The organism is Streptomyces sp. NPDC048196, assembly GCF_040652715.1.
GTDB lineage: Bacteria > Actinomycetota > Actinomycetes > Streptomycetales > Streptomycetaceae > Streptomyces > Streptomyces siderophoricus.
Map to the genome: position 1 here is coordinate 87554 of NZ_JBEZMM010000012.1, position 24199 is coordinate 111752.

The 24199-nt window shown below is 68.5% G+C and carries 25 protein-coding genes; 10 read left to right on the forward strand and 15 right to left on the reverse strand.

Annotated features, from left to right (window positions below):
* The first annotated feature begins 11 nt into the window (after positions 1–11).
* A complete protein-coding gene (locus tag AB0E02_RS15455; RefSeq protein ID WP_362139238.1) occupies positions 12–467 on the forward strand; it encodes a MaoC family dehydratase in 456 nt (151 codons plus the stop codon).
* Here AB0E02_RS15455 and AB0E02_RS15460 read toward each other — a convergent pair.
* The 5 genes from AB0E02_RS15460 to AB0E02_RS15480 form a co-directional block, all read right to left on the reverse strand.
* Positions 458–1300, reverse strand: coding sequence for a PaaX family transcriptional regulator C-terminal domain-containing protein (locus AB0E02_RS15460; protein ID WP_362139240.1), 843 nt, complete (start codon positions 1298–1300; stop codon positions 458–460). The genes AB0E02_RS15455 and AB0E02_RS15460 overlap by 10 nt on opposite strands.
* Positions 1297–1461, reverse strand: a complete 165-nt coding sequence (locus tag AB0E02_RS15465) for a hypothetical protein (protein WP_362139242.1) — start codon at positions 1459–1461, stop codon at positions 1297–1299. Before AB0E02_RS15465 ends, AB0E02_RS15460 begins: the two co-directional genes overlap by 4 nt.
* A gap of 8 nt (positions 1462–1469) precedes the next feature.
* Positions 1470–2954 (reverse strand): alpha/beta hydrolase, encoded by a 1485-nt coding sequence (locus tag AB0E02_RS15470; RefSeq protein WP_362139244.1) that lies wholly within the window; start codon positions 2952–2954, stop codon positions 1470–1472.
* Between the two features lie 399 nt (positions 2955–3353).
* Complete coding sequence (locus tag AB0E02_RS15475; RefSeq protein WP_362139247.1) at positions 3354–4052, reverse strand: hypothetical protein; 699 nt, start codon at positions 4050–4052, stop codon at positions 3354–3356.
* A 147-nt stretch (positions 4053–4199) separates the two neighbouring features.
* Positions 4200–5024, reverse strand: a complete 825-nt coding sequence (locus AB0E02_RS15480) for a DUF6333 family protein (protein WP_362139248.1) — start codon at positions 5022–5024, stop codon at positions 4200–4202.
* A 197-nt stretch (positions 5025–5221) separates the two neighbouring features.
* Between AB0E02_RS15480 and AB0E02_RS15485 the strand changes: the two genes are divergently transcribed.
* From AB0E02_RS15485 to AB0E02_RS15505, 5 genes are all read left to right on the forward strand, one after another.
* On the forward strand, positions 5222–6514 hold the full coding sequence (locus tag AB0E02_RS15485) for an FAD-dependent oxidoreductase (protein ID WP_362139249.1): 1293 nt from the start codon (positions 5222–5224) through the stop codon (positions 6512–6514).
* A 137-nt stretch (positions 6515–6651) separates the two neighbouring features.
* Positions 6652–7563, forward strand: a complete 912-nt coding sequence (locus AB0E02_RS15490; protein WP_362139443.1) for an RNA polymerase sigma-70 factor — start codon at positions 6652–6654, stop codon at positions 7561–7563.
* 217 nt (positions 7564–7780) lie between these two features.
* Complete coding sequence (locus AB0E02_RS15495) at positions 7781–8047, forward strand: DUF3761 domain-containing protein (protein ID WP_234442022.1); 267 nt, start codon at positions 7781–7783, stop codon at positions 8045–8047.
* Between the two features lie 166 nt (positions 8048–8213).
* Positions 8214–9113: a hypothetical protein gene (locus AB0E02_RS15500; RefSeq protein WP_362139252.1), complete on the forward strand. Its 900-nt coding sequence runs from the start codon at positions 8214–8216 to the stop codon at positions 9111–9113.
* Complete coding sequence (locus AB0E02_RS15505) at positions 9110–11197, forward strand: hypothetical protein (protein WP_362139254.1); 2088 nt, start codon at positions 9110–9112, stop codon at positions 11195–11197. The genes AB0E02_RS15500 and AB0E02_RS15505 overlap by 4 nt, the downstream gene beginning before the upstream one ends.
* Positions 11198–11287: 90 nt before the next feature.
* Here AB0E02_RS15505 and AB0E02_RS15510 read toward each other — a convergent pair whose 3' ends face one another.
* On the reverse strand, positions 11288–11626 hold the full coding sequence (locus AB0E02_RS15510; protein WP_201801254.1) for a helix-turn-helix domain-containing protein: 339 nt from the start codon (positions 11624–11626) through the stop codon (positions 11288–11290).
* Positions 11627–11789: 163 nt separating this feature from the next.
* Between AB0E02_RS15510 and AB0E02_RS15515 the strand changes: the two genes are divergently transcribed.
* Positions 11790–12791 (forward strand): zinc-dependent alcohol dehydrogenase family protein, encoded by a 1002-nt coding sequence (locus AB0E02_RS15515; RefSeq protein ID WP_362139445.1) that lies wholly within the window; start codon positions 11790–11792, stop codon positions 12789–12791.
* A gap of 150 nt (positions 12792–12941) precedes the next feature.
* Positions 12942–13373 (forward strand): nuclear transport factor 2 family protein, encoded by a 432-nt coding sequence (locus tag AB0E02_RS15520; protein ID WP_362139257.1) that lies wholly within the window; start codon positions 12942–12944, stop codon positions 13371–13373.
* A gap of 52 nt (positions 13374–13425) precedes the next feature.
* Here the strand turns inward: AB0E02_RS15520 and AB0E02_RS15525 are convergent, their stop codons facing one another.
* The 8 genes from AB0E02_RS15525 to AB0E02_RS15560 form a co-directional block, all read right to left on the reverse strand.
* Complete coding sequence (locus AB0E02_RS15525; RefSeq protein WP_362139260.1) at positions 13426–14427, reverse strand: hypothetical protein; 1002 nt, start codon at positions 14425–14427, stop codon at positions 13426–13428.
* A 135-nt stretch (positions 14428–14562) separates the two neighbouring features.
* On the reverse strand, positions 14563–14757 hold the full coding sequence (locus tag AB0E02_RS15530) for a DUF1918 domain-containing protein (RefSeq protein WP_201801511.1): 195 nt from the start codon (positions 14755–14757) through the stop codon (positions 14563–14565).
* A 215-nt stretch (positions 14758–14972) separates the two neighbouring features.
* Positions 14973–15722: a hypothetical protein gene (locus AB0E02_RS15535; protein WP_362139262.1), complete on the reverse strand. Its 750-nt coding sequence runs from the start codon at positions 15720–15722 to the stop codon at positions 14973–14975.
* Between the two features lie 7 nt (positions 15723–15729).
* A complete protein-coding gene (locus tag AB0E02_RS15540; protein ID WP_362139264.1) occupies positions 15730–16422 on the reverse strand; it encodes a sigma-70 family RNA polymerase sigma factor in 693 nt (230 codons plus the stop codon).
* A gap of 155 nt (positions 16423–16577) precedes the next feature.
* A complete protein-coding gene (locus AB0E02_RS15545) occupies positions 16578–16889 on the reverse strand; it encodes a hypothetical protein (RefSeq protein ID WP_362139266.1) in 312 nt (103 codons plus the stop codon).
* A 94-nt stretch (positions 16890–16983) separates the two neighbouring features.
* Entirely contained in the window at positions 16984–18081 is a 1098-nt protein-coding gene (locus AB0E02_RS15550; protein WP_362139269.1) for a serine/threonine-protein kinase, read from the reverse strand.
* Positions 18078–19970, reverse strand: coding sequence for an ABC transporter ATP-binding protein (locus tag AB0E02_RS15555; protein ID WP_362139272.1), 1893 nt, complete (start codon positions 19968–19970; stop codon positions 18078–18080). Before AB0E02_RS15555 ends, AB0E02_RS15550 begins: the two co-directional genes overlap by 4 nt.
* Positions 19971–20450: 480 nt before the next feature.
* Entirely contained in the window at positions 20451–20861 is a 411-nt protein-coding gene (locus tag AB0E02_RS15560) for a Rid family hydrolase (RefSeq protein ID WP_362139274.1), read from the reverse strand.
* 239 nt (positions 20862–21100) lie between these two features.
* Here AB0E02_RS15560 and AB0E02_RS15565 point away from each other — a divergent pair, with 239 nt between their 5' ends.
* The gene (locus tag AB0E02_RS15565) at positions 21101–21631 is read left to right on the forward strand and encodes a hypothetical protein (RefSeq protein ID WP_362139277.1); all 531 of its coding nucleotides are present in this window, start codon (positions 21101–21103) and stop codon (positions 21629–21631) included.
* Between the two features lie 186 nt (positions 21632–21817).
* Here the strand turns inward: AB0E02_RS15565 and AB0E02_RS15570 are convergent, their stop codons facing one another.
* Complete coding sequence (locus AB0E02_RS15570) at positions 21818–23071, reverse strand: macrolide family glycosyltransferase (protein WP_362139280.1); 1254 nt, start codon at positions 23069–23071, stop codon at positions 21818–21820.
* A gap of 228 nt (positions 23072–23299) precedes the next feature.
* On the opposite strand from AB0E02_RS15570, the gene AB0E02_RS15575 reads away from it, so the two are divergent.
* The gene (locus tag AB0E02_RS15575) at positions 23300–24148 is read left to right on the forward strand and encodes a MerR family transcriptional regulator (RefSeq protein ID WP_362139282.1); all 849 of its coding nucleotides are present in this window, start codon (positions 23300–23302) and stop codon (positions 24146–24148) included.
* The last annotated feature ends 51 nt before the right edge of the window (positions 24149–24199 follow it).

A 24199-nucleotide genomic window follows, 5' to 3' on the forward strand; every position in this document is an offset into this window, starting at 1 on the left:
ACAGGCCACTTATGAGCATCACCGTCCACGGCATCGACGAACTGAAGAAGCTCGCCGGCAGCGACCTCGGCACCAGCGAGTGGATCGCGGTCACCCAGGAACGGATCCACACCTTCGCCGACGCCACCGGCGATCACCAGTGGATCCACGTGGACCCGGAGAAGGCCGCCGCGGGCCCCTTCGGCGCCCCGATCGCCCACGGCTACCTCACCCTCTCCCTCTTCATCCCGCTGTTCACCGAGCTGCTGGACGTCCGAGGCGTCACGACGAAGGTCAACTACGGCCTCAACAAGGTGCGTTTTCCCGCGCCGGTGAAGGCCGGCTCCCGCATCCGGCTGGCCGGGAGGCTGGCCGAGGTCGAGGACGTGGCCGGCGGCGTACAGATCACCGTCGACGGCACGATCGAGATCGAGGGCGGGACAAAGCCTGCGGCGGTACTGCAGAGCCTGTCCCGCTTCTACGCCTGATCAGGGCGCAGGGGTACGAGGTCGAGAAGGCGTTCCGAGGCGTCCTGGGCGAGTGGCGTGAGCCGGTCGTACACCGCCCGGAACGTCTTCTCGGCCGGCTCGGCCGGCCAGTCGTCCGGCAGGTGCCGGACCGGCAGACGCGGGTCCCGGCGGATGACCTGCAGCCACTCGGCCTGCAGCCGCAGCCGGAGGGCGAGCGCAGCGAGAGGAGCCTCCGGCAGCTGCGTCTTCCACGGCTGCCAGCGCCGGACGAACTCCTCGTAACCTGCGGCCAGTTCGGTCAGCTCGGCCAGTCCCCAGGTCTCCTCGATCATCGCGCCGATGTCCATGCCGGTGTCGGCGCGCGCCCGGAAGATCTTCACGTGGGCGGTCAGGCCGAGCTCGGCCACCAGCGAGGACACGTCCACCTCGCCGGGTGCGATCCACAGCCCGCTGAACAGCGGTCCGAAGCCGCTCCAGGTGAGCTTCGCGCGCAGGTCGTGGCGCTGGCGCTGCCAGGACTCGGGCAGCGAGAAACCGAGCAGGGTCCAGGTGCCGTCCCACTCCTGGTTGACCGCGCCGGTCCGCCAGATGCGCCGTTCGCCGTCGCGCAGCACGGCCACCGAGTGCTCGGTCAGCCCGAAGTACATCCGGCGGCCCTCGCGCTGGCGGCGCAGCAGACCGCGGTTCACCATGCGGGTCAGCGTCGAACGTGTCGCCTGCTCACCGATCCCGGCGCGGGCGAAGACGTCGATGACGCTGCCGGAGTACACGCAGACGTCCCGCCCCAGCACCTGGTCGCCCAGGAACGCCAGCATGAGGGACTGCGGCCGCAGCGACTCTTCCGTGTTCACGCGGTCCACCGTAGCCCTCGCCGTTCGTGCGTGACCTGGCGGTTCGCCTTCCCGCCCACGTTCAGGTCCGCCTTGATCACGGCCTTCCCGTCCGCGCTCCCGTCCGCGCTCTCCTCCTCGTTCTCGTCCTCGTTCCCGTCCGCCTTCCTGTCCACGTTCATGTCACGGATCAGTGCACCCTCGTGTTGCGGCCCCGGATACCGACCAGCTCCGGAGCGGTGTAGCGCACGAACGAGGGGTAGCTGCCCTCCTCCGCCTCCCCCGCGGCCTTGTTGAGCTTCTGCGGCTCGGTGGCCGCGTCCCAGCTGCCGGTGTCGAGGCGGTGCTCAAGGGCGTTCAGGACGGCGAGCCAGTTGGCGGGCTTGAAGGTGCAGTGGCCGGTGGCGTGCACGTACGTCTGGCGCAGCATGCTGCCGTCGCCCGCGCTGCGCACCCTTCGGGCGTACTCGCTCTCCTGGGGCGCCGGGTTCAGCGGGTCGTCCGTGGTGTGCAGGGTGAGGTTCGGCACGGCGAGGTGGCCGGAGGGCACCCCGGTGCGCTCCATGTTCCGTACGGCGGCCGGGTCCGCCTCGGTGTGGGCATTGCGCGTGAGCTTGGCGAGGTCCGTGTCCAGGTCGAGGTCCGCCTTCTTGTAGAGGGCCCGGACCTGGGGCAAATCGCGGCTGTGCCGAAGCAACTGGGCATAGTTGACGCCCGCGTTGGAGTAGACGGGTCCGCCCTCGGCCTTCTCCACCTGATAGCGCGCCCCGAGCGTGAAGGGGAGGGACATCTTCACAAGCCCCTCGGCCTGCTGCTTCTCCCGTGCCTCATAGTCACGGGCCTTGGGCGGCTGTGGGCCGCTGGACCAGTTGGGCTGGTTGCGCAGGGCCGCGACCAGTGCCGTACGCGCGCGTCCCTGTGCTGTCGACTGGGCGCCCTGGACTACGTCCACGAGGGCCTTCCCGGAGGCGGCGGCTTCCTCCTCGGAGGAAAAGCCGCTGACCTTGATCTGTTTGCCGGAACGTCCGGAGCCGCCGGAACGTCCGGAGTTGTCGGAACTTCCCGAGCCGCCGGAGCCGCCCGAGACGAGGAGCTGGTTGATCGCGTAGTCGCCATCCGCCTGGTACTCGTTGAAGTCGAGGCCCCCCGCCACGATGCCGCAGGCGGAGAGTGCGCCGTCGACACGGCCCCGGCCGTGCTGCGCGACGAGCGAGTTGATCAGCCCGCCCATCGACTCCCCCCAGGCAAGGGTGCGTTTCGGCTCGCGCACCGCGGGGACCTTCTTCCGTACCGCGCTGAGGGTGTCGAACTGATCCTTCACGGCCACATTCAGCGCCCACCGCGAGCTGCCCGAATACGAGGAACCGGCCAGCGCATAGCCCCGCTTGAGGAGCGCGTCGCGGGTCTTCGGACCGGGGGCGTTCTGCGCCTGGAGCGGCCCGTAACCGTGCGAGAACAGCATCAACGTGCCGTTGAAGTCCGGTGGCACATCAGCGATCCATTTGGCCCCGTCCGCGAGTTCACCTGTGTAGTGCTTGGCCTGGGCAGCAGGGCCCGTGGGAGCGGCGCTACCGGAAGCCTTGGGGGTCCCGGCCCTCCCGGTCTCCGCCCCGCCGGGGGTCCCGCAGCCGGCGGTCACCGCCAGCGCGGTACAGCAGCCGAGCACTGCGGTCACGGTTCGGGGGTAGGTGGTGGGGTGAGCGCGATGTCCCGGGCCTGGCAATGTCATGAGGACTCCGTGGGCGGTTGGCTACGGAGCATCGACAGTAGGCAATTGCACTACAGCCGTCAAAAAACTGCCTAACGTTACGTGATCGCCCTCCCTGAGTGAGGCCCAGGACACGGCGTCCTGGGCCTCACAGCGACCGTCCTGTAGGCCTCACAGTGGCCGGTCCCGGAGAAGTGACCGTGACCGTTTCCGGGAAGTGATCGCCCCGGGAAGTGACCGTTCCCGGGAAGTGACCGTTCCCGGGGCCCGAGAGCTCGGCCGCCGATCACCCCTCGTCAGTCCCTGTCAGCCCTCGTCAGTGCCTGTCAGCCCTCGTCAGTGCCCGTCAGTCCCCGTCAGCCCCCGTCAGTCCTCGTTGTTCGTCAGGCTGGCCCGGTAGGTGACCTTGGAACCGAGGACGTGCTCCTTCTTGTAGGCGGCCTTGCCGAAGGACGCCACCTGCGGCTCGGCGGACCAGTAGGTCTGGGCGCCGTAGCCCTTGACGCTGACGCGGTTGTGGGTAACGGCTATGGCCGCGTTGACATTGGCAACCTTGGCGGTGGCGGTGGCTCGCTTCGGGCCGTTGCCAGCGGTCGGGTAGGCAATGCTGATGGTCTCGGCGGTGACCGGGATCTTGAAGATCTCCTCCGTCACGGTGAAACGGACGGTAGTGGTGCGGCGCTTGTCCTTGCCCACGGAAGTGGAGGCCTTGGTGACGAAACGCACCTCGCTGTTGTGCGGGTCGACGACAGTGCGCGGCTGCCCGATCCGGCCCTCCACCTGACCGAGGAGAGCCTCGTAGATCTTGCGGTTCTGGAGGTCCTGGACGAAGGTCGCCTGCTGACCCTTGGTCAGTGCGCCGAACCCCTTGAGGGCCTTCTTCGCCTCGGGCGTCTTCTGCTTCTTCAGGTACGCCTGGTAGGACGCCACGGTGAGCTTGGCGGGCTTCTTCGCCGCGATCTCGGAGGCGTCAGCGGCATGCGCAGTGGGAGCGAGGATCGCTGCGGAGGCGCCGACGGCTATGGCCGCAGTGGCAAGGCGGCGGCTCGCGGTGCGAGTGGGCATAAGGGTTCCTCCCGTTGCGGAAGTGATGCATGTGGTGGTCGCAACGAACCTACGGAAGCACCGCGTCGGCTGAAATCGTCTCTACAGCCAGCGTCCGTTGGGGCATGGGCCATCCGATCAACTCCCTTTGGTCCAGGGGCATCCGGGTCAGCGTCCGAACCACGCCTCCTCCATCTCGGATGCGGCCGACGACGTGCGACGAACGCGGAACACGGAAACCCGCCGGCCTCCGGCACCGGGGCCGACGCCGAGGCCGCCGGGGAGTCCCCAAAGGGCGAGGATCCCGAGATCGGACCAGACACGGTCGCAAGGATCCTCGTCGAGGTCGAAGCCCGCTTCCGCTGCCGCCTCACGGTCGACGCCTATGGCACGCAACACCGCTTCCGGGTCGCCGGCGACATCCCATTCGTCGTCGCAGTCCCACCCCGCGGCGTACGCCTCCACGCCGCCGGGCAGGTCCACCACGTCTTCGAGGAAGCTGTTCCCGTAGTCCATTTCGATCGACCCGACGATCCGGGCCTCCGGGTACCGGGCACGCTGCCCGCGGACCTCCTCCGTCATGGCATACGTAAGGAAGTCACCCCCGAGGGCCGGATCGGTGATGTGGACGGCGTTGCCCCAACATCCGACCGCGACCAGTTCGAGGTCTGCGCGCACCCTTGGATCGGGAAGGTCTGCGAGGAGGCGGTCCGGCAACTGCTCCAGAACCTCCTCCACGGTGCCCAACTCCTCAACGATCTGACGGGCACGCACCGGGTCATGAGGTGCCAAGACCGACTCGTCGGCCTCACCCGGGACCGGAAACGGCGGGAAACGCAGGGACAGCACGGCATGGCTGCCCAGCTTCGGCCTCACCTCCTGGGACCCGTTCTCAGTCCCGTTCTCGGTACCGTTCTGGGTCCCGTTCCTGCCCCCCATCTCAGGGTCTCCTCCGGGCCGTTCATCCTGCATATGGCTCATCTCACTCATCATGATCGGAGCCTAACTCCCGCCACTGACAACGCACTTCGGACGCCTGAGCCACCGCTTCTGCGCCCTCCCCACCCCTCGCCGCCCCCAGCTTTTCGACTGTGTCGCGCATCACACCGGCCCCGTGTCACGAATGGACGGGGAGCTTGCATCTGGTGGTCGTCAGCAGGCAGGCGAAGGCAAGTGAACGAAGGCGAATGATGAGCACACAGCACGAAACAGGAACCGGAGCAGGAGCCGGAGCCGATGTGGCGATCCCCAGCCAGTCGACCGCGCGACAGACGCCCACCCAAAAGGCGGCCACCCATCAGAAGGCCGTCCACCGCGTCCTCATCCTGGGAGCGGGTTACGCAGGCATGGCTGCCGCCATCCAGCTCGGGGCTCGGGTCGCGGCGCGCGAGGACGTGCAGGTGACGCTGGTGAATGCGCAAGAGCGGTTCACCGAACGGCTGCGGCTGCACATGACGGCGACCGGGCAGCAGCTCGCCGAGCTGAGCATCCAGGAGCTGCTGGAGGGCACCGGCGTGCGCTTCGTGCGCGGCTGGGTGACGGCGGTGGACGCGGACACCCGGACCGTACGGGTCGATGACGACCAGGTGCTGCCCTATGACACGCTGGTGTACGGGTTGGGGAGCGTTGCCGACACCGCGGCGGTGCCGGGCGTCGAGGAGCACGCGTACACCCTCAGCAGCGCCCAGGACGCCGAGGTCCTGGCCGGCCGGCTGGTGCAGCCCCACGGCAGCGGCACGGTGGTGGTCGCCGGCAGCGGACTGACCGGCGTCGAGGCGGCCGCGGAGATCGCCGAGCGGCACCCGGAGCTGAACGTCGTGCTGCTGGGCCGACAGGAACCCGGCGCGGCCATGAACCCGAAGGCCAAGGCGTATCTGCAGGGCGTACTCCACCGCCTCGGCGTCCGGGTGCGCAGCGGGGTCGAGGTGGTGGAGGTCCTGCCGGACGCGGTCGAGCTGGCGGGTGGGGAGAGCATCCGCGCCGACGCGGTCCTGTGGACCAGCGGGACCCGAGTGTCGCCGCTGGCGGCCGCCGCCGGCCTGACGGTCGACGCGCACGGCCGTATCGTCACCGACGTCGCGCTGCGGTCGGTGTCGCACCCGGATGTCTACGCCGTGGGCGACGCGGCGGCGATCCGCCAGGGGTACGGGGTCATGCACGGCACCTGCCAGGGCGGCATGCCGACGGGCGTGCATGCGGCGGTGTCCATTGCCCGCGCGCTGAAGGGCAAGCAGCCCAAGCCGTTTCGCTTCGGCTATTACCACACGCCGGTGAGCCTGGGCCGGCACGAGGCGGTCGTGCAGTTCACGCACCCCGATGACAGCCCCCGGCGGCTCTATCTGACCGGACGCCTGGCGGCCCGGTATAAGGAGACGGTGAGTGCTTCCCCCTGGCCGACCTACGGCCGCATGAAGAAGATGCCCGCCTCGGGCGCGTTCTGGCCGCGCGGCGGCCGCTTCACCCGCATACGGGAGGCACGGTGACCAACCCGCCCCCGCGCCCTGCACCGAACCCGGACACGGACCTGGACCAGGACCCGGGCCAAGAGGTGCGCCTGCGCCTGGACCAAGAACTGGACTCGGACCTGGACCTGGACCTCTGCTCGGACCTGGACTCGGAACTGGACTCAGACCTGAACCACCAGGTGTACCACCAGCATCGCAACCTGCTGTTCTCGGTGGCCTACCGCATCCTCGGCACGGCGGCGGACGCCGAGGACGCGGTGCAGGACGCCTGGATCAAATGGTCGGCGGCCAACCGCTCGCAGGTGGCCGACCCGAAGGCGTATCTCACGCGGATCGTGTCGAATCTGGCGCTGGAACGGCTGCGCTCCACCCGGCACAAACGGGAGGCGTATGTGGGGCCGTGGCTTCCGGAACCCATCCTCACCGTCGGCGACACCGCCGATTCCGTCACGGACGCCGAGTCGGTGTCGATGGCGATGCTGGTGGTGCTGGAGACGCTGAGCCCGCTGGAGCGCGCGGTGTTCGTGCTGAAGGAAGTCTTCGGCTTCAGTCATGCCGAGATCGCGGAGGCGGTGGAGCGTTCCGAGGCCGCGGTGCGGCAGACCGCCCATCGTGCACGCGAGCACGTACAGGCCCGGCGGCCGCGCTTCGCCGCGGACCGGTCACGGCAGCGGGAGGCCACTGAGAAGTTCTTCGCGGCCGCGACGGGTGGGGACATCAACACCCTGATGGAGTTGCTGTCTCCGGACGTCACGCTGTGGACCGACGGCGGCGGCAAGGTCCGCCAAGCCCTGCGCCCGGTGGTGGGCGCGCAAACGGTGGCCTCCTGGTTCGCCGCCATCGGCACCGTTACCTACCAGGGCATCGAGCCTGCCGATATGCACGCCGCATTGGTCGAGATCAACGGCGGCCCGGGGCTGGTGTTCCGCGGACCGGACCGCGTGATCGCCACGGTCACCTTCGATTTCGACGCCGAAGGCCGTATCACCGCCCTCCACAATGTCGCCAACCCGGAGAAACTCCAGGCCATCACGGACGGCACCCCTCACGACGTCGCCACCCGGTAAATCAGGAGAGCACCGGCCACCCACCCCCGGTCGTCCGGCTGGTCACCGGCGCCCAGCCGCCGCGGGCGCCCCCGGGGGAGGGGCCGGTGACGTGGGACGGGACAGTGTGGCGATCCGGCCATGATTTTTTCCGTATCGCGAGTGGCGGACTTCCCCGCCTATGTACGATACGGCCGAAAAAGAACGCCATTTGGCATGATTCCTGTGGGGGGAATTCTTGAAGAGCCGTATAGCCGCCGCTGCGGTTGCCGTTGTCCTGGCCCTGGGGGTCGCCGGCACGGCGGAAGCGTCGACGACGCTGCCGCGCACGAACACCGCGCACAGGTGCGTGCACCACACCACCGGCGTCTGCGGGTGGAAGGCCGGGAAGAAGCCGGTGGACCGCTACGAGACCGCGCGCTGCAAGGACAACAGCCATTCCTACTCGCGCCACTCCAGCGGTACCTGCTCGCACCACCGCGGTGTGAAGTACTGGTGGAAGTGAGGTAGCCGCCGGTACGTAGTCACGGTTATGTAGCCACAGTTACTTGGTGGTGCGCCGCCCCCGTCTGCCATCCATGCGGACGGGGGCGGCGATGTGTGGGGCGGCCCAGAGCCGTGGGCCGGCCGCGAAAACTCGATTGTCAGTGGCCGGCTCTAGGGTGATCCACATGGAAGCCACGGCTCTGGAACAGAGACTGCGAGAGCATCCCGACGATGTCGCCGCATGGCGCGCTTACGCCGAGGTGTTGCGCGAACTGGTCGATTCCCGGGGGAAGTTGATCGAGTGGGAACAACGCGCATGCATGGCGGGCAAGGCCGCGCGCGAGCAACTGTCGTCTGACGTACAGAAGTTGTCCGAGGCGCACCAGGAGAACTGGGACGCGGAGCTACCGTCGGAAGTGACCGTCGAGGCGCGTCGGCACGGGTTCGCCACGAAGGTCTCCGTCGAATGGTCCGACGAGGCACCGGAGTTGATAGCAGCGGCCCTGCGCGCCCGCTTCGTGACCGCGTTGCGAATCAAGACGGGTGATGACCCGGAGGGCGAGGAGTGGGGGCACGAAGAGGAGCATTGGGACGAGAACGGGCCACTCATGCCGCCGCCCATCGAGGCGGGCGGTCTCGCCAGCCTGGACCTCGGCCGGCTCGTCGCACTCGACCTGTCGTACTTCCGCATCGGTGACCCCGGTGCCGAGGCCCTCGCGGCCGCGACCGGGAGCGGCCGGATCGAGACGTTGGACCTGCGGTACTGCGCCATCGGCGATTCCGGCCTGGCGGCCCTCACCGCATCCCCGCACTTCGCGGCGGTCCGGCGCCTGCACCTCCAGTGCAACGCGGTCACCGCGGAGGGCGTGCGCTCGCTGAGGGGTTTCCCGAACCTCACCGAGCTTGACCTCCGGTACAACCACCTCGGCGAGGACGGCGTTGACGCCCTCCTGGCGGCACCGTTCATCGGCTCGCTCAAGCGTCTGCTGCTGTACCGCGACGACGTCTCCGAGGCGGGCGTGCGGAAGCTCGCCTCCGCCCCTCAGCTCCCGACCACCCTGCGCAGCTACTGGAGGAGCGTGTGAGCACCGAGCTCCGCGACCGTTTCTTCGCCCTCTCGACCGGTGAGGCCACCGACGAAGAGGTCGCCCGCTACCGCTCCGAGGTCGACGCGACCGATACCGAGCCCACCGCAACGCTCGACGGGCTGTCGATTTCCTGGCACCCCACCGCGCGCCACAAGTCGGTGCGCTTCGTCGACGCCGAGCGCATCGACGCCGACCTGCGCGAGCTGTTCGCCCGGCCCAGCGAGGGCGCGCCGCACCTGGCCGCCGTCTTCGTCGATCCCCGCGAGCTGTCGTTCCGTACGTTCGAGAACATCGTTCCGCTGGACCACCTGTTTGCGGACGTCCCCCTTGACCTGGAGCTCGCCGAGCCCGTCGAGCTGGGGCCGGACGCGTACGCGCTGTCCTTGCGACTCCCGGATGCCGCCCGCGCCGGCCTCGAACGGCTCGACTCGCTCCACCTCTACGTCCCGCCGCTCAATGCCTCCTCGCGTGGCGGCGAACGCTTCATCTTCCACTCGGCGCTGCTCGCCGAGGCGCTCACCAAGGCAGTGTCGGCCGCGATGCCGGAGGCGGTGCTCGACGGCTTCTCGCATGTGAATCCGGTGTTCCGCTGCAATCGCTTCGAGCCCGGCGACAGCAACTTCCACCACCACCGTGATACGCCCTACTACGACGCCGCCCGCGGGCAGGTCTCCCGCCACACGGTGCTGCTCTATCTCACCGGGGGCTCCGCCGATCCCGCCCTGGACCTCGTCGGTGGGCCGGCGGTCTCCGAGATCGAGCCCCTGACCTGTGTGATCTTCGATCAGCGGTACGAGCACGAGGGCGCGCCCTACCGTGACGGCCGCAAAGTCTTCCTGCGTACCGAACTCGTCTTCAGTGAGCCGGACGTCACGCACGATCCCGAGATCGGCGCCCAGTTCAGCAAGGCCTGCTACTGGACCGGCGAGAGCGTCTTCGCTCCCGAGCTCGCCCGCCATGCCGACGCCTATTACGACCAGGTCGCCGCAGCGCATTGGAACGGCCTCACCCCCGGTGAGACCGGCGAGCCCTTCGTCCACAAACAGTTCCGCGGCGTGCATTTCCTCGCGAACGGCTATGACTTCTGGTTCCCGAAGAGCGACACCCTCTCGCTGACCGAATGCGCCGCGATCACGCTGCTCGACTACTTCAATTGCAAGATCGGCGACACGGCGTTCCGCGAGCTGTGCGACACGGCCGTCATCAAGGCCGAAGGCACTGACGGCACGTGGATTCCCCGCTTCCTCAAAGCCAAGCGTGCCGGGTCACCGACGTCGGCGGAGTCAGCCGAGTCAGCGGCTTCGTCGGACTCTCCACATCCGTCCCAGTCGCAGATACCGTCACCCTCGCCCGTCTCGTCGTTCGACAAGTCGGCCTTCTTCCCGGACGGGGAAGAAACGGACGATGTGTGCTGCCCCTTCCACGACTTCGGCAGGTTCGACGCCACGCGCTTCGACGAGATCGTCGATCTCTACGAGCGCGCTCAGACCTTCGCCAAGGCGCACATCATGCCGGCGCCGATCCTGATGCTCGGCGAAGACGTGGTCCTCGACCCGGAAAAGTTCGTGGTCCGGGGCAATCAGATACACATCCTCGGCAAAGAGCCGCTGACGCCCGTGAACTTCGCGGCCTGCTGGAATTCCGGTGGAACGCCGGACAACTACATCGACGTCGCGGCCACGGTCGGTGCGGCACACTTCCTCGTCCCGCCGATCCTCTTCAGCGAGTCGGACGACTGCTACCACCTTCAGTTCGACTTCTTCCGCAACACCTGGATGGTGCAGCACCAGCAGTCGACCGTGCCCGTCCCCATGATCCGTCGGATCGACGAGGGCGAGGCCGAGGAACTCGACGAGGAAGAGGCGTATCCGTGGATGGACGCCGTCGATCCCTCCCTGGTCACCGGCGGCTCCGATGGGTCCGCCCGTACCCCTTGGTGGGCCGACGACTCCCCACTCGTCGACGAGCTCTACGACCACCTCACCGAACGTGAGGACTACTACGACGATGAGGATGACGACAAGGACGACCAGGACGACGAAGACGACGAGGACGACAGGGAAGACGGGGACGACGACTAGGAGGGGGCGGGCGCGCCCTCCCCGGGACGGAAAGAACACGTATGGCGTGCCACCGGCGATGCACCCTTGCCGGGGCACGACATGGCACCTTCACTCCCCCTCGCGCTGCTCCATGAGGACGCGGAGAAGTCCCGGGAAGGCTTGCTCGAACTCGTCGCTGCGCAGGGCGTTCATGCGCGAAGTACCCGCGTAGCACTGCCTGATGAGGCCGGCCTCGCGCAGGACGTGGAAGTGGTGGGTGGCGGTGGACTTGCTGACCGGCAGGTCGATCGTGCCGCAGGCGAGCTCCCGGCGGGCGGCGTACAACTCACGGACGATCCGGCGGCGTATCGGGTCGACCAGGGCCTCAAGCACCTGCTGAAGGCTGATCTCCTGAATGTCCGGGTGGGGCGGGACCCGTTCCTGCCCGCTTCGTCGTGCTCCTGCCATCGCGCGTTGACCTCCCATGTTCGTGCCATGACGTCCAGCAAAGTATGACACTCATCAAAGTACGGCACGCATCGAAGTTTGACATCCGTCGTACCTTCCGCTTGAGTGAGGCCGCGCCTGTCGCCAACTCGCGTCGATGGGCCCATGGACAGGGGGATGCATGATGACCAGAGCAGTGCGGTTCCATGAGCACGGTGGCCCGGAGGTCCTGCGGCTGGAGGACGTGGAGGTCGGTGAACCCGGCCAGGGTGAGCTGCTGATCCGGGTCGACGCGATCGGCCTCAACCGTGCCGAGGTGCTGTTCCGCGACGGCAAGTACATCGAACCCGTAAGGAAGTTCCCCGCCCGGCTCGGCGCCGAGGCCGCAGGCGTGGTCGAGGCCGTAGGCGCGCACGTCACCGGATTCGAGGTCGGCCAGCCGGTCAGCGTGGTGCCCGCGTTCTCGATGAACGACTACGGCGTCTACGCGGAGCGCGCACTCGTCCCCGCGTCCGCGGTGGTACCCCGCCCCGACGGGCTCGACGCAGTCGGGGGCGCCGCGGTGTGGATGCCGTACCTGACCGCGTACGGGGCGCTGGTGGAGGTCGGCGGGATGCGCGCCGGGGACACCGTCGTACTGACCGCCGCCTCCAGCAGTGTCGGGCTCGCCGCGATCCAGATCGCCCACCGCGTCGGGGCGGTACCCCTCGCGACGACCCGCACCAACGCCAAGAAGGACGCACTGCTCAAGGCAGGAGCAGCCGACGTGATCGTCACTGACGAGGAGGACGTCGCCGCGCGAGTGCTCGACCTGACCGGCGGCCGGGGCGCCGAGTTCGTCTTCGACGCCATCGCCGGTCCCGGTGTCGTGGACCTGGCCAAGGCGGTCGCCCCGGACGGCACGCTCTTCCTGTACGGCGCACTGAGCGGCGAGCCGACCCCCTACCCCGGGTTCGAACTCGGCATGCCGGCCCTGAACATGCGCACCTACACCGTCACGCAGGAGACGACCGCCGACCCGGAACGCCTGCGCCGCGCCGTGGCGTTCGTCTCCTCCGGCCTGCGCACCGGTGCGTTCCGGCCGCTGGTGGACCGCACCTTCCCGTTGGACGACATCGCCGAAGCCCACCGGTACATGGAAGCGGGCACCCAGGTGGGCAAGATCGTCGTCACCGTCGACCACTGAGACACCACCCACGCCAGAATCAGCTATTCAAGATTGACTAGGCGCCCGCTGGCGCCCTACCCTCTCCCGCGTAGTCAAACTTGATGAGCTCTCCCTCCGCCTCGTCCGCCATGCGCGACGAGCGCCCAACAGCCTTGAAGAGGAGCCAGCGTGACCGTTCTTCCCCCGACCGGCTATGTCCCCACCACCGAGGATCGCGCGAGCCTGGATGCCTGGTTCGCGGAGTACGACGCCCAGAGCGCGAAGCGCAACATCGAGCGGATGGCCGAGATGGCGGTCTTCCCCCTGAATCTCGTGAGTGACGACGCAGCCGGCAACGGCCGTTCGGCGCAGTGGGACCGCGAGCAGTTCGTCGCGACGATGACCCATGTCATGGGCGACGGCAGCGAGGACATCGGGTTCGAGTCGACACGAACGCCGGTCTTCCTCTCCCCCGCCATCGCCGTGGTCTTCACGGACTCGACCATGACGATCCAGGGTGAGACCCAACAGCTGCGGTACGCCGACATCCTGCTCAGGCAGGACGGAAAGTGGGCGTTCCAAACGATGATCCAGGGCGGCTGGGGCGACAACCTGGCCTGACCTCGACCGGCGAAGGTGTCTGAGGCTGCTCACGAGGCCATTGGCCAGGCATTCACGCCTCTATGCGCAGCCAGGTGTCCCCCGTACGGAGCCACAGGACGCCGTCGCGGCCTTGGCCGCAGCGCATGACGACCCGTCCGGGCACGCGGAGCTTACGACGGCTGGTCACCGTCCAGGTGGGGGTGTTGGGGGCGTTGTGGCTGGTAGGGCCGGTAGAACCGGTGGTGTCGTCGAGCTCGGCGCGGATGAGTTCGACGGACCGCTGGTGGTGATTGCGGACGGTCAGCACGGCGCGATGGCCGCGGACGGCGAACCCGTCCGGGTGGGGAACAGGGCTGCGGTAGCTGGTCACTTCGCCGGTGGACGGGGTGATCCGGGTCAAATACGTGCCGGCTCCGCGTCCGCCGCCCGAGTACCACACCAGCCATACCCGTTCGCCCTCGGTGGCGGCGGTACAACCTTGCAACGGGTGGGCGGGGAGCCGCCCTTCGGGCTTCCATATCGCATGGCCCTCGGCATTCCAGCCGGCCATTCCGGCCGCTGACTCCGGGTGCCCGCCGTAGATGCCCTCGTCTCCGTAGGCCGCCCAGATTCCCCCGTGGCGGTCGGCGACCAGAGTGGTGAGGTCATCGCCGATGCAGAATTCGCCTTCGGGTTTCCCGGAGGGCGACAACACCACGGCGTTGGGTGTCCAGTCGCCCTCGGTCGCCCCCTCTTCGGTCTTGGTCCTGAAGGTGCGGCCGGCGGCCATGAGGAATCGCGATTCCGGAAGCAGGACCAGGTGGCTGGGCCGGATCGGGATGTTCTCCAACGGCGTGCGCCGCTCTCCCTCTGACGTGACGGTGACCAGCTCGGCACTGAACGGGGCTTCCGGCCGCCACCCGATCCACCCCTTGACGTAGCGAGAGCGGCTCAGATACCTCCGGTGAACCAACAGGACCGCCAGTTCCCCGGCGGGCCGTACGTTCCACCACAGGGCCCGCCACCCTCGCACGGCATCGTTGGCGGGCAGCCGCCAAACGCTGCGTATCGCGGCGTCGGAACGGGCAGTCACGGGCCGAAGATTCATGAGGAGACGCCTTGGGGACTCCAGGGGCTCACGCCGCCCGAAGAGCGTTACCTTACCCGGCCCACGACCCTCACCCGAGCCTGGTCCGCAAACCGACCGGCCGCCCCCTCCTCCCGCGGCTCATGCCTCGGTGGCGAAAGGCCGGACCACGGTGTCCGGGCCCGGGGACATGATGGTCTCGTGACCGTCCTCGAAGCGCACCCGATACGGCGGGCTGCCGTTTGCTCCCAGCACCTCGATGACCTCGGCGGTCCGGTCGCGCTGCCCGACGATGCGCCCGTGAATGAGCAATCTGTCACCTACGCTGACCTGCATGATCATGCCTTTCTGAAGACCGGTTCCGGCCCGCATGGCATCCCCGTAGCAGCACTCCGCTATGCACGGTGTCACCGGTTCGGACGTAGCGTCACTTTCCCGCGTTGCGTTCTCACGGCACGTTCTCGCGTCACGTTCTCGCCTCGCTTTCTCCGGGTGGGGCTGCAACGTCTGTGGCACTGGCACCCAGGGGGAGGCTGCTCCGCCGGGAGTGATCAGCGCCCGGTGAAGTGCGCGGTGGCGAGGACGCGGCCGTCGGTCGTGGTCAGGCGGGCGCCCGCGAGCGCGGAGGTGTTCACGGAGGTCGGGGCACCCCAATAGGCGTAGCCGCCGCGGAGGCTGAAGGTGCCGAGTCGGACGGTGGTGCCGTCGGTACGCTCCAGTGTGCAGATGACCTTCCCGCTGTACCGGATGCCGGCGTCGGCGAGGTCGACGGACATGAAGACCCAGCCGCGCGGTCCGGGGTGGGCGTAGATTTCGCCGACCGGTTGGCGATGGTCCGTACCGTCCGCGGTCAGGTTCGCCCGTAGCATTCCCGCCGCGGTCTGGACGGGCGGCGCGGGGCCGGCGGCCAGGTTTTCGATGGCCGTACCGACGGCCCAGCCGCCGAACCCGAAGCCCAGCGCGATGACGGCCGCCGCGGACGCGACCCGTAGCCGTACGCCTCTGCGGACCCGGGTGGGCCGAAGCGCGGCGCCGCGCGCGGTCTCGCGTCCGTCACGTGCGGCTTGCGCCTGGGTCAGCCGCCGCGCCACCCGGGTTTCGAAGCCGGCCGGCGGCTCCCTGCGGGGCAGGAGGGACAGCAATCCGTCGCCGACGAGGGCGAGCTGCTCGATGTACTCCCGGCAGTCCGCGCAACGGTCCAGATGAGCGGCCGCCTCGGCCCGCTCCCGGCCCGAGAGGACGCCAAGGGCCAGCTCGGCACCGGTCTCGTGCAGCTGTTCGCAGGTCAGGTCCTTGTTCATGGCCGCCTCATTCATGGCCGTCCCGCTTCGGAGACGCGGGATGCGGATCGGCGGGCTTCGGGGCTTCGGAATGTGTCGGGTGCGGAGGGGCGGGATTCGGGGCTTCGGAATGTGCCGGGTGCGGAGGGGCGGGGTTCGGCGAGGTGAGAGTGGTGCGTAGTTTGCCCATGGCGGTCCGGATCCGGGTCTTGGCGGTGCCCAGGGGGATGTGTTCCCGGTCGGCGACCTGCTGAGCGGTCATTCCGTAGATGCCCGCCATCACCAGGGCACGGGCCTGCTCGCGCGGCAACTGCGCCACCGCGGCCCGCAGGGCGGCCGACGCCTCGTCTGCGAGCGCACGTTCCTCGGGGGTGTCGGTCACCGCGCCGAGGAGCGCGTCGAGGTCTTCGGGGGCCACCGGCTCCGGCCGACGCGATCGGACGGCGTCGATGGCGAGGTTGTGGGCGATGGTCGTCAACCAGGTCGTCACCGATCCGCGGCGTGAGTCGTAGACCTGCGCATGCCGCCACGCACGCTCGAAGGTCTGCTGGGCGATGTCCTCGGCGAGCTGCGGATCACGGGTGACCGCGAGCGCGACGCCGAAGACCGTGTGCTGGAATCGCCGTACGAACGTGACGGCGAGCTCCGGATCCCCCGTGGCCAGGCCAGCCAGCAGCGCCTCGTCGGGGATGCGTCCGACCGGGAGCTGCAACTTCTGCATACCCTTGTGTACGGTCCGCCCCGACCAGGGGATTGCCCTGCGGTTACGGAAGACCACGCACTCATTCTCTCTCGGGGTAACGGCTCCGTTGGCGCGGTCACGACATGCCTGTGCGGTCACGACGTACGGGCGCGGTCACGACGTACCGGCTGTGGCTACCCAGCGTGCACGGACGCGGTGGGTCGGGTGACCTCGGCAGGCGGGGTCCGCGTCTTCGCGACGCCGCACCAGGCGATGAAGGTGATGATGAAGGCCACTTCGGCGACCATGCACAGTACGCCGTAAGGGGGGTCCCAGCCTTCTTCCTGGTAGTTGGGCAGCCCGACGGTACGGGACAACGCGAAGCCGAGGACCATGCCGCCGCTGACCAATGTGCCGAGCAGCCACGCCGGTACGGGGTTCCGCCGCGCAAGACCTGCCGCAGCGACGAGCAGCGCCACACTGCCGATGAGGAACAGGATTCCCATGTACGGCACTTCTTTGAGGTGTTCGGGGACGATGAGGAGATGAGCTACCGCGCTGAGGAGCGCGCAGACGGCGGCAACTCCTCGCAGCGAAGCCTCAGCTGGGCGAGAAGGCATCGGGACCTCCCGGAAGCGTCTGGTGTCTGTTTCTGTGTCGGTGTCTGTTTCTGTGTCGGTGTCTGTTTCTGTGTCTGTTTCTCTGTCTGGGGACCGTGGCTGGGGTCTGGGTCTGGTGTCTGGGTTCGGTGTTGCCTGGTGTACGTAACGAGCCTGGTGAATGGTTCATGATCGGCGGCGATGTCTGGACCGCCACTCCGCGTCGGCCGTGTGGCAGCACACCGTCCAGTACCGCTGCGAGTTGGGCGAGTGAAGGCCGGGCGCCCGGGTCGGGGGACAAGCAGCTGTCGATGGCCGTGGCGAGGGAGTGGGGCAGTCTCCGGTGGGTGCTGACGGACGGGGCTCGTTCGTCGAGCTGCGGGTACCGGTCGGGGCCGGTACCGGTGTCGGTGCCGGTATCGGTGCCGCTGTCGGCATAGGTCTCGGTGTCGGCGAAGGGGACATCGCCCGTGACGGCCTCGTACAGCGTGCTGCCGAGGCCCCAGACGTCGGTCGCAGGGGTGAGCAGTCCGCCGCGCGCCTGCTCGGGGGCGAGGTAGCTGACGGTGCCGAGGCCTGGCGGGGCGGGGCCCGGTGGGCGGGCGATGCTCAGGTCGAGGACCTTTGCGCGCCGGCAGCCGACCACGATGTTGGACGGCTTGATGTCCAGGTGCAGCAGGTCCTTGCCGTGCAGGTAGTGGAGGGCCGAGCACAGGTGCAGGCCGAGCAGGGCGAGGTCGTTGGTGGCCAGGCGGCGCTGTCGGCGCTCGACGAGGTGGGCCAGGGTCTCGCCGGTGAGGGTCTCCAACACGACGTACGGTTCCGGGGTTTCGCCCGTTTCGTAGGCGCGGACCAGGTGTGGGTGGGTGAAGGTCTGGAGCCAGTGGCCCTCTTGCAGCAGTCGCTCGCGCAGCCTCTGCTCGCCTTGTCGGTCCGGGCGCAGCACCTTCACCACGCATCGGCACTCCCGCTCCTGACTCCAGGCGTCGTAGAGGTCCAGCCAACCGGTGCGGCAGAGGTGGGCAAGGACCCCGTAGCCCGGGGCCACAGTCGTCCCGGCCGTCAGCGGCGGGGTTTCAGGGGGCGGCGTACGGCTCATTGCAGCACCTCGGCCATCGGCTGGTCGCCGGGCCCGTGCAGCCAGTAGAGCCGGGCGTACGACGCGCTGCGGCCGAGCAACTGGTCGTGGGTGCCGTGGTCGGCGATGCGGCCGTCCTCAAGGAGCACGATCTGGGTGGCGTCGCGGACGGTGAGCAGGTTGTGGGAGATGAGGATCGTGGTGCGTCCGCTCATCAACAGACGCAGTGGTTCGAGGATGCGCCGGCCCGATTCCGCGTCGAGGCCGGTGGTCGGCTCGTCGAGGATGAGGAGGGGAGCGTTACGGATCATGGCGCGGGCGATCGCGAGGCGCTGCCGCTGTCCGCCGGAGAGCAGCCGGCCGCGCTGGCCCACCACCGTGTCGTAGCCCTCGGGAAGTTGGCTGATGAAGCCGTGTGCGTCCGCGGCGTGAGCGGCCGCGACGATGTCGTCCTCGCTCGCGTCGGGGCGGCCGTAGGCGATGTTGTCACGCACCGTGCCGTGGAAGACCAAGGTCTCCTGGAGCAGTACGGCGACGTTGTTCCGTAGGTCGTCCAGGCGCAGATCGCGGAGGTCGTTCCCGTCGAGGCGGACGGTTCCGTGGTCCGGGTCGTAGAAGCGGAGCAGCAGCTTGGCGACGGTCGACTTCCCGGCTCCGCTCGCCCCCACCAGTGCCAGGGTCTCGCCCGGGGCGACGCCGAAGGAGACGCGGGAGAGGGCCGGCCTGGTCGTCCCCGGGTACCGGAAGGAGATGTCGTCGAACCGGATCTCACCGCGCGCGTGGCCGAGTTCCCGAGGGGTCGTGGCCTGGACGACCTGGGGCCGCTGGTCGAGCAGTTCGATGATCCGCTCCGCGGCGGCGGACGCCGAGTAGAAGGTGTTGCTGAGGCCGGAGATGCCGCGGATCGGGCTGTAGAGCCTGCTCAGCAGGGTGAGGAACACCATCAGGCCGCCCAGGGTGAGGCGGCCCTGGGTCAGCTCCCAGGTGCCCAGGGCCATCACGAGCAGCGCGCCGGCCAGCTCGATGACGTCGATGACCGTGGCGTACACCGCACCGATACGGGCCGACGCCATGGCCGCCCGGAACCGGCCGAGGTTCTCGCGCTCGAACCGGCCGTGCTCCCACCGCTGCCGGTTGTACGCCTGCACGAGAACGATGTTGCCGAGGGCCTCCTCGGTGACCGCGCTGACCGAGCCGCTGCGGCGCCGCCGCTCCCGCGACGCGGCCTTCACCCGCCGGGAGAAGCGTCGGGCGGTCCACCAGAACAGCGGCGCGATGACGAGGGCGAGGACGGTCAGCTCCCACCGGAGGTAGAAGAGCACGCCGAGGAAGATCCCGAGCCGCATCACCTGGGCGATCGCGTTGACGATCCCGGAGAGCAGGAACGTCTCGACCGCATCGACGTCCCCGGTCACCCGGGAGAGCACGTCCCCGAGCCGCCGCCGCTCGAAGAATCCCAGGGACAGACCTTCGACGTGGCGGAAGAGATCGGACCGCAGGGCCAGCAGGAAGCGCTCACTGACCCAGGTGGAGGTCACCTCGTCGGCGAAGGCGAGGACGCCGGCGAAGAACGTGAAGGCGAGGTAGGCGAGGGCGATCGGCAGGAGGAGGTGCAGATTGCGCGGGACCAGCATGTCGTCGATGACGATCTTGAAGAGCCAGATCTCGGCCGCGTCGACGACGGGGCCCAGCACGACGAAGGCCAGGATCACCACCAGCCAGCGCCGCCCGCCCCGCGTGTACGGCCAGAAGCGCCGGAAGACGTCCCGCAGGGCAACTGGCGGAGCGGGCTCGACGATGCCGCCCGTGCTTCCGTCCGCCTTTGCTGCGCATCCGGTTCCGCTTGTGGTCCCGTCCGTGGTTCCGTGGGGGGTCCCGTCCGTGGATCCGTAGGAGATCCCGTCGGTCAACTTGGCGGAAGAGCGCAGGGGAGGGTGCTCGGAAGGACGCTCCGGAGGGCGCGCCTTATCCTTTCCCCCGCCTTCGCCTGGCGCGCCACCGGGGGAGGAAGCGATCGGCCGCGCGCTGCTCATATCGCCTCACTCCTCAGCCTCGCCGACTGATGCGGCCGGGCGAGGGCCCGGCCGCCGACAGTCAGCAGGAGTGTTCAGCACCTACCTTCATCCATGGCCCCTGTCGTGACCACGGTGTCCTCCGTGACGCCGGTGCCGACGCCGACGGCGATCGTGGTCGTCATCGTCCGTGTCCCTGCGCCTGCCCGTCGTCGAGCGGTCACGACGGCTGTGGCTCAGCGCGGGAGCCAGGTTTTCGAGGACTCCCATGCTCTTCCCTTCTCGGTCCCCCTCCGCAAAGCCCCCCTCGAACCATCCATCAATCACGTATACGGAGGAAAGTTGAAAAGGGATTCAACCGGCGCCTGGGCCGACGATTCAGGAATCGAGGACGGCGGCGACGGCCTCGATCTCCACGAGCTGGTCGTGGTAGCCGAGCACGGTGACGCCCATCAACGTGCTGGGAACGTCGTGGTCACCGAACGCGTCCCGCACCACCTCCCACGCGGCGACCAGGTCCTCCTGGCGGTTGGAGGCGACCAGGACGCGGGTGCTGATGACGTCGTGCAACTCCGCCCCGGCGTCGGCCAGCGCGGTCCGCAGGTTCTCGACGGCCTTGGCCGCCTGCCCGGCGACGTCCCCGATCGCCGCGGTGGAACCGTCCTCGTTCAGCGGGCACGCCCCGGCGAGGAAGATCAGCCGGGACTCGGCGGGGGCCGTGGCCGCGTAGGCGTACTCGGCGACATCGGACAGGGAGGCGGAACGGATCAACGTGACGGCACGAGGCACGGACATTCCTTTCGCGGCGTGTGCAAGGCGTCCATGACCCTGTCAAAGATGCGTTCCACATTCGACGCATTTTCCCGGCCTGCTGACCGCCGTCGGACCCGACCGACCACACGACGAGAGCCGGCAGCACCACGACGCTCGGCCGCCGGGCAGAGCGCCACCATCATCCCGTACGCAGTCACCCACGGACTCGGCAGGGTGGGGTAAAGGCGCGGTAAACCGCGGCGTACGCTCCGGGCATGAGCGAGCGAAGAGCGCTACTACGGCGCATACGCGTGTGGCTGGTCATCTTCATCATCTGCCTGGTGCTGAGCGGGCTCACGGCCTTTCCCCTCGTCACCGAACTGCACCTGGTCCACGGCGCACTGACGTCCTGGGCCTCATCCGTCGGCGAGACGCTCCCGGGGCTCGCCGACTGGATCGAGCGCGTTCGCGACGGCCTGGACGCCACCGACGCGAAGTACCCGTTCGTGCTGTACGGCACCGACTGGCTGGCCTTCGCCCACCTCGTCATCGCCGTCGCCTTCTACGGGCCGTACCGCGATCCCGTGCGCAACATCTGGGTCATCGAGTTCGGCATGATCGCCTGCGCCGGAATCATCCCGCTCGCCCTCATCTGCGGGCCGGTCCGCGGGATCCCCTTCTGGTGGTCGGTCCTCGACATGTCGTTCGGCGTGTTCGGCGTGCTCCCGCTGCTCCTCGTACGCCGCCTGATCAAGCGCCTGGAGCAACACGACCGAGCTCCCGGCGCGCAGCCCGTCCCCGCCTGAGGTATTGCCCCCTCACCCAAACCGAGGCGCATAGCTGAACGCCGGGCAGGGCAGGCGAAGTAGAGCGAGAGGCTCAACCCTGGAGGGCGGGGTGTGCGACGGGTGCTGGAGATGTCGCCCGTTGCACACTCCCGCCCTCGACCGCCGGGCGGACCTCAACCGGCTTGGCCAACGGCGGTGGTTCGGTCAGCGCAGATAGTCCTCGATCACGTCCGCGCCACGGGCGGCGCCGCCGCTCTCCCGGACGACCTTGCGCATCCGGTCGAGGTTGGCGCGTACCGTGGGGTCGGAGGCGACGCGGGCGACCGCGGCACGCAACGACTCAGCCGTCACCGTCGCAGCGTCCAGTTGCTCACCCAGCCCCAGTTCCTGCACGCGCCCGGCGTTGGCGGCCTGTTCGGGCATCTGGGGGACGGCGATCAGACCGACCCCGTAATACAGCGCCTCCATCGTGGAGTTCATGCCGGTGTGGGAGACGAAGGCGTCCGCATGACGGAGCACCGCCGGTTGCGGAAAGCGGGGGCGTACATCGATGGTGGGCGGAATATCGCCGAGGTCGGCGAGGTCTACGTTGCCCACGGTCATGGCCACTTGGTACGGGCCCTGACCGAATGCCTCGATGCATGCGCGGTAGAACTCGGGACGGTCGTTGAAGACCGTACCCAGCGAGATGAACAGCACGGGGGCGTCGGGGTCGGCCGGCGACCACGGTTCGTCCTGCTCGCGGCTGCCCAGCGAGGGGCCGATGAAGTGGAAGCGTTCGTCGAAGGAGTCCCCCGCCGGCTGGAACTCCCGCGGTATGAACACCAGGTTGAGCTTCTCCGTCACATCCATGAGGTGTTGCGGGTCGAGCTCAACACCGTGCTCGGCAGAGAATTCCGCACACTCGGGGCCGAGGGCCGCGGCGAAGGGATTGGTGAGGGCGTGGGAGTCGGTATTGGCCTTCGAGTCGGTGTTGGTGTGCGAGTCGACGTTGGCGTCGGAGTCGGTGTGGTCGCCGCCGCCGTGGCTCTTCATGAAGTTGGCGAAGAGAGAAAACGTCTCGTTGGAGGCGAAGTTGGGTATGCAGCGGACGGCGGGAATGCCCAGCTTCTCGGCGACGACGCGGGCCGACCAGTTCATCGCGTCGTAACAGATCGCGTCCGGCAACTCGTTCAGGCAGTGCTCCTGCAGCACGGGGTAGGCCGCGCGCATCGCCGTGAACATGTGACGCATGAAGGTCGCGATCTCCGCGGGACCGAACTCGCGCGGTGGCGTCAGCATTTCCCATGACGGCAGCTCCACCCAGCGCGCGCCCGCCCGGATGACCGCTTCGGAGTGTTCCGCGCTGGTGGCGTAGTCCACTCGGTGTCCCCGCCGCACGAGTTCCTCGACCAGCGGGAGGGTGGGGTTGACATGCCCGTGCCCGGCAAGGGTCACGAATAACAGGTGTTTCGGCATATCGCACATTCTACCGAGGCCGCAATTTCCGCCTGCGCTGGGGCGGATGGTCGATCAGCCAGTCGGTTGGTCGGAGAGTCGGGCGGGCGGAGAGTTTCGGTCGGTCGGAGAGTCGGTCGGGCGGGCGGTCGGTTGCAGCGAGGGTGGCGGCCTACGGGTGCTTCGGCCGCGTCGTGCCTAGCTCGGGCTCGCTTTCGATGATGTGAGATGGCGTGAGACGCTGAGTCGATGCAGAGCGACGCCCATGAGTGGGAATCGGCCCTTCGCGCGGAAGGTGCCGAACCGATTGGCCCCGAGGGCCTCACCGTTGGCCGGACGGCTGCGCTGGTCGGGGTCAGCGTGAAGACGCTGCACCACTGGGACGCGATCGAACTCGTCCGCCCGAGCGGCCGCACCTGGGCCGGCTACCGGGTCTATTCCGGCGACGATGTCGCCCGTATCCACCGGGTCCTGGTGTACAGGGAGCTTGGGATTCCGCTCGCCGACATCGGACGGATCCTGGACGACCCTGCCACCCATGCGCGCGACCATCTGCGCCGGCAGCGGTCACAACTCGTGGAGCGCATTTCCCGCCTGCAGAAGATGGTCGACGCAGTCGATCGCATGATGGAGGCGTCCAAGACGGGAATGCGATTGACTCCGGAGCAGCAGGTCGAAATCTTCGGTGCCGACTGGCAGCCCGCCTGGGTGGAGGAGGCCGAGGAACGCTGGGGCGAGAGCGCGCAGTGGGCGCAATACGCCGAGCGGGCAGCCGATATGACACCGGAGGACTGGAAAAGGGTCGCGGTCGCGACGGATGCCCTGAACGCAGACCTCGCCGCCGCGTGCCGTGCCGGCGTCGCCCCGGGTACCGCCGAGGCGAATGCCCTCGCGGAGCGACACCGCGCGCTGATCTCCACGTACTTCGACTGTCCGCACGCGAGGCAGGCGTGTATCGGGCGGCTGTACGTCAGTGAACCCGGCTATGCCGAGTACTACGACGCGCTCGCCCCGGGCCTGACCGTCTGGCTGCGCGACATCATCTTCGCCAATGCCGAGACCCACGGCGTCGACCCGGAATCCGCGACCTGGGAATGACCTCTCTTCGACCTGCGTGCGCCGGGCGGCCTGAGTGAGGTGCTGAGCCGC